Source organism: Trinickia sp., assembly GCF_036503415.1.
In the GTDB taxonomy this organism is placed as follows: domain Bacteria; phylum Pseudomonadota; class Gammaproteobacteria; order Burkholderiales; family Burkholderiaceae; genus Trinickia.
The window spans coordinates 1-4644 of record NZ_DASXWY010000210.1 but is presented as its reverse complement, the minus strand read 5'-3'; the positions used below and the strand labels follow the sequence as shown (position 1 = coordinate 4644).

At 63.7% G+C, this 4644-nt stretch carries 5 protein-coding genes; 1 reads left to right on the top strand and 4 read right to left on the bottom strand.

The window, feature by feature from the left end; all coding sequences use genetic code 11:
* The first annotated feature begins 142 nt into the window (after positions 1-142).
* Positions 143-469, top strand: a complete 327-nt coding sequence (locus VGL01_RS24330) for a hypothetical protein (protein ID WP_331573959.1) — start codon at positions 143-145, stop codon at positions 467-469.
* A gap of 79 nt (positions 470-548) precedes the next feature.
* Here the strand turns inward: VGL01_RS24330 and VGL01_RS24325 are convergent, their stop codons facing one another.
* The 4 genes from VGL01_RS24325 to VGL01_RS24310 all read right to left on the bottom strand — a co-directional run bounded on the left by VGL01_RS24325 (position 549) and on the right by VGL01_RS24310 (position 4454).
* A complete protein-coding gene (locus tag VGL01_RS24325; protein ID WP_331573957.1) occupies positions 549-959 on the bottom strand; it encodes a response regulator in 411 nt (136 codons plus the stop codon).
* Between the two features lie 152 nt (positions 960-1111).
* Complete coding sequence (locus VGL01_RS24320; protein WP_331573955.1) at positions 1112-1762, bottom strand: response regulator transcription factor; 651 nt, start codon at positions 1760-1762, stop codon at positions 1112-1114.
* Positions 1759-3900 (bottom strand): PAS domain S-box protein, encoded by a 2142-nt coding sequence (locus tag VGL01_RS24315; RefSeq protein WP_331573953.1) that lies wholly within the window; start codon positions 3898-3900, stop codon positions 1759-1761. Before VGL01_RS24315 ends, VGL01_RS24320 begins: the two co-directional genes overlap by 4 nt.
* 353 nt (positions 3901-4253) lie before the next feature.
* The gene (locus tag VGL01_RS24310) at positions 4254-4454 is read right to left on the bottom strand and encodes a hypothetical protein (RefSeq protein ID WP_331573951.1); all 201 of its coding nucleotides are present in this window, start codon (positions 4452-4454) and stop codon (positions 4254-4256) included.
* Positions 4455-4644: the final 190 nt, after the last annotated feature.

The following is a 4644-nucleotide window of genomic DNA, read 5'->3' as shown; positions in this document are numbered from 1 at the left end:
ACTATCGCCGCCTATCCTTCCACGCACGGTACTCGTTTGCCGTTGACCCAGGTCAACGTGTCTTTTCGTGCGCGCGCGAAGATTGTGTCGTAGCTGCTGTCCTATGCGGGCACGGCGCAATCGATTGAACGAGGAGGCGGTGATGGGCATCGGCATGCAGATCGTGTATCTCGGGTTTCCCGGGAACGCGCGGATAGAAGCCGAGGCTGCGGTACAACTGCTGCGTCTCGAACGGTTCAGTCGCATGCTCGGAAGCTGTCACCTCGCGATAGAGGAGATTTCGGCGAATCAGCATACGGTTTTCGACGCAAGGCTCGATCTCGTGACGCCCAGCGGCCAGCTTTTGCCGATGCCTCACTGCGCGGACGACGATCCGGAAGCCGCGGTGCGCGCCGCGTTCGATCACGCTGAGCGCAAGCTGGCCGGTTGCGACGGCATGCCGCTCGGATCCGGCGCCGCAAGTGCCTGAGCGCCTACGGGTGCGTACATTGGCGACGCGGGAATCGGGGCGGCCCCGCGTGTCGCAGGCCGGGGCGGCTCGTGGCGTTTCAGCCTGCCGCGTCCTCGTTTTTTTCCTGGGCCAGCCGCGCGATGGTCTCCATCGCCCGATCGAATTCGGTGGTCTTGTCGAAGAAGTAATCGGCGCCCGCGGCGGCGCTCGCTTCGCGAAAAACATCGCTCGCGTAGTTGGTCAGCACGATGGTGACGATGGGATCCGTACGGTCGCGCAACGCGTGCAGAAGATCGATGCCGTGGCTATCCGTCAGCCGCAGATCGACGATGACCACATCCGGTTCCTTTGCTGCGATGCCGCGAAGCGCCGCCTCCACATCCTCCGCCTCGCCGACGATCAGCCCCGCCCCGGCGGGCGGCTGAATCCGTTCGGCCAGCCGCTTGCGTACGAGCATGGAATCTTCGACGACGAAGACCTTCAAAGGAGATGACGTAGGTGAGCTCATACTCACCAGTATCATCGCCCGTCAGGCGGCTGCAAATCGGCCAAATAAGAAGATCGCGTAGGTGTTGACGAAGCGCCCTGTAGGACGTTTCCTACCGGGCCCCGATGGGGCGTCGATTGTGCCGGTGTGCGCTTGGCGGAACCGGTTCGCGCTCATATCTGGTCGCTGTCGTCGAACAGTTTGTGCTGGATCGCGTAGCGCACGAGCGCCGCTTCGTGCGGCATCTGCATCTTTTCGAGGATGCGCGTTTTATAGGTGCTGACGGTTTTTGCGCTGACGCACAGCTCGTGGGCGATCTCGGTGATGGTCTGGCCGGCCGCGATGCGCCGGAAGACGTCGAACTCGCGATCCGAAAGGCGCTGATGGGGCGCCATGTCGGTGGGCTCGTTCAGACTTTGCGCCAGGCGTTCGGCCATCGACAGGCTGACGTAGACGCCCCCCGCGGCGACCTTCGTGACTGCCGCGACGAGTTCCGTGCTGGCGCTTTCCTTCGTCAGATAGCCCGAAGCGCCGGCCTTGAATGCGCGTACGGCGTACTGCTGCTCGGCATGCATGGTCAGTACCAGTATGCGCAGCGATGGCGTCTCGTCCTTGATCTGTTTGACGAGCTCGACGCCTGTGCGGGGTCCCGGCATGGACAGATCCAGCACCAGCACGTCGGCCGGGGTGCCTCTGACGAGGTTGACGGTGGTCGGTCCATCGTAGGCTTCGCCGGCAACTTCGAAACCGCTCGTGTTTTGCAGAATGTGCCTCAGACCGTCGCGCACGAGCGTATGGTCATCGGCCAATAGAACTCTGGTCATGGCAGCGCCTCTTCCTGTTGTATTGCTGCAAGCGGCAGTATGACGGTTATCGCGAACCCGCGCCCGGTGGCTGTCTGGATTTCGACGGAGCCGCCGAGCATGTGGGCGCGCTCGCGAATCCCCAACAGCCCGAAAGTCTTTTCCCCGTGGCCTTCGGTGTCTTCCGGGGCGGCGCCGCGTCCGTTATCGGCAATCCGAAGCCGGCATCGATCGTCCGCGACCGTGAACTCGACGCTGACACGCGTGGCTTCGGCATGGCGGATGACGTTCGTCAGTGCCTCCTGCATGATACGAAACAGCGCCGTTGCCCCGTTGCGCGAAAAAAGCACGTCGCCCGGCTCGATGCGGCGCGCCACCTCGATGCTGTAGCGCGTCGTGAAATCATTGAGCAGCCATTCGATGGCGGGTAAGAGCCCCAGGTCGTCGAGCATCACGGGCCGCAGATCCGCCGCAATGCGCCGGACGGAGCCGACCGTCGTATCGATGATGCGGCGCATGCCTTGCAACTGGGTCAGCACGGCGGATGGCACCCCGTCCTGCGCGCCCAGCACTTGCTGGACCGACGAGATATCCATCTTCAGTGCGGTCAATTGCTGCCCGAGATCGTCATGCAGCTCGCGCGCGATACGCGTCTTCTCGTCTTCGCGCACATTCTGCAGGTTGGCCGAGAGTTCGCGCAGTTCCTGGCGCGATGCCTTCAATTCGTTCTCGGCTTTGACCCGCTCGGTGACGTCGCGCAACATCACGGTGTAGAACTTGCGCTGTCCGTCGCCGTCGGAAATCTGCGAAATCGACGCTTCCATCGGGAATTCCTCCCCGTTGGCACGCAATCCCGTGAGCACGCGCTGGCGCCCCATCTGGCGTTCGGTGACGCCCGTCGCGCCGAACTGCTCGACGTGTTTGCGGTGCATGTCGCGGTAGCGCTCGGGAATGAAACGGTCGAGCGAACTGCCGATGGCGTCCATGGCGGAGCATCCGAAAATACGCTCGGCCATCGGGTTGAAGATGACGATGCGCTGAGCCTCGTCGAGTGTGATGATCGCTTCGGAGGAGGCCCGCACGATGGCCATCATCCGGGCTTCGTTGAGCGACGAGAGCGAGCGTGCCAACCCGGCGGTGGCAAGGGTTTCGCCGCGGCGATACGCGAATACGAACGCGGTGGCGCCCGCGATCAGCGCCGCGAGCAGGCCCGACGCGATGAACGCGCCGGTGGCGAAGCCGAGCGGCGCGCTCAGCAGCGGGTCGTCGCTCGCATAGCTGACGCTGACGAGTTGACCGCCGAAATGCAGCTTGTCCGTGTGCTGAAAGCGTGCGGGCGAGCCGGCCGGCATGGGGAAGTCCTGCAGCGATGCCGCGGGCGGATAGAGTGCGACCGCGGGTGTGCCGGCGGCGACGCGCATATCGACGCGAGGAGATCGGGCCGCGACGCTGGCAAACAGATATTCGGTATCGACTTGCGCCAGGATGAAGCCCGCCAGCTCGGCACGACGGGTCGAACCCGTCATCGGCATGGGCGCATTGCGGTAGACAGGGAGGTACATATCGACGCGTGCGCGCTGCGCGTGATCGGCGCTGTCGATATCGTCGTCCTTCTGGCTCGCATGGACGCTCAGTACGACTTGCCCGGAATCGGCAGCGCGTTGCAGTGCGGGCAGCGTATCCGGGCGGGTGTCGAGCTGCAATTGCCCCGTGCCGTCGGGACGCCGGGGCCACATGAGCATGACTTTCGCGGCGCTACCCGTTACGAGTTCGCCGCTCGAAATGTTCGCATAGCCGAGTGTACGCACGCACGGCGGGGCGTCGTCGAGCGCCAGATGAGCGATGTAGCGCTCCCACGCGTCGGTGCTGGGCATCGTATCCTGCGCCCCGATGAAGCCGGCAGCCCCCCGCACGATGTGGGTGCACATCTGGAGTTCGCGATGCAGGTCCACCGTCAGGCGGCTCGCGGTCATGTCGAAGCGCTCTTGCGCCGAATCGAGCAGGCGTTGCCGGACGAGCGTCGTGGCGACAGCGGTGATCAGGAAGACGAGGCAAGCCGCGACGACCGCTGCGAAAAGAGGCTCGCGCGAACGGCCCGACAGGCCTCGGAGGCGACCGGGCGGTGCGGCGGGGGGCGGCGAGGCAGCAACGTCTGGCATGCGAAATTTTTTTGGTGGTCCGGCTTCGAACGGCCGAGCGAGGTCCGTGATCGATCAAATGCACGCGTGTTTCCGATGACCTGCGCGGTCAGCGGCGACATTGGGCGAAATTGTGCGCGAATTACGGCCGCCTGCCAATGGCGGAACGCGATGGCCGATATGGCCGAAAAAGGAGGGTGGGATGGAAGCTCGTCGGCGCTAACCGACATTGCGTTCATCGCGCCGCCCGGCGAACGTCGCAAGGCGTCAGATGATGGCTATCCGAAAGAACGGACCGCATTGACTTGCGTCAATCGATTCACCGCACGCTGGACTTGTCTATGCGCAATAGATGCCGCAATAAATGCCGGGATTCAGACTGGCTCTTTCTCGGCCAGCGCGCGGCGCAACGCATCGACGAAGCGCAGAAACGATGCGAGCGAGCCCCCGACGCTCTGATAGGTCTCGCGTCCGATGCGTCCATCGAGGGTCACCAGCAGACCGGCATCGCGTGCGAGCTGCACGATTTCCTCGACCTCGCTCGCGCGTGCGTCTTTCGTTGTGTGGTCCGACATCGCGTATCTCCGTAGCGCATCCGCATTGGCCGCGTCCTGGCACTCGATATCCGGTCATGCCGGCGGCGTTTGTATCGGTGTCGCGGTTACGTTGGTGTTGGATTCAGTATCGGCTTCACCGGATCTCTTTGAAATCAGGTCGGGCTGAATCTGGCGTAAGCGGCGAGCGCGCCGATTGTCGGGATTCGCC

What these genes read in the sequence shown, in the direction of transcription:
- VGL01_RS24325 (WP_331573957.1), bottom strand. Translation starts at nt 959, where the DNA reads ATGAGCTCACCTACGTCATCTCCTTTGAAGGTCTTCGTCGTCGAAGAT.
- VGL01_RS24330 (WP_331573959.1), top strand. Translation starts at nt 143, where the DNA reads ATGGGCATCGGCATGCAGATCGTGTATCTCGGGTTTCCCGGGAACGCG.
- VGL01_RS24320 (WP_331573955.1), bottom strand. Translation starts at nt 1,762, where the DNA reads ATGACCAGAGTTCTATTGGCCGATGACCATACGCTCGTGCGCGACGGT.
- VGL01_RS24315 (WP_331573953.1), bottom strand. Translation starts at nt 3,900, where the DNA reads ATGCCAGACGTTGCTGCCTCGCCGCCCCCCGCCGCACCGCCCGGTCGC.
- VGL01_RS24310 (WP_331573951.1), bottom strand. Translation starts at nt 4,454, where the DNA reads ATGTCGGACCACACAACGAAAGACGCACGCGCGAGCGAGGTCGAGGAA.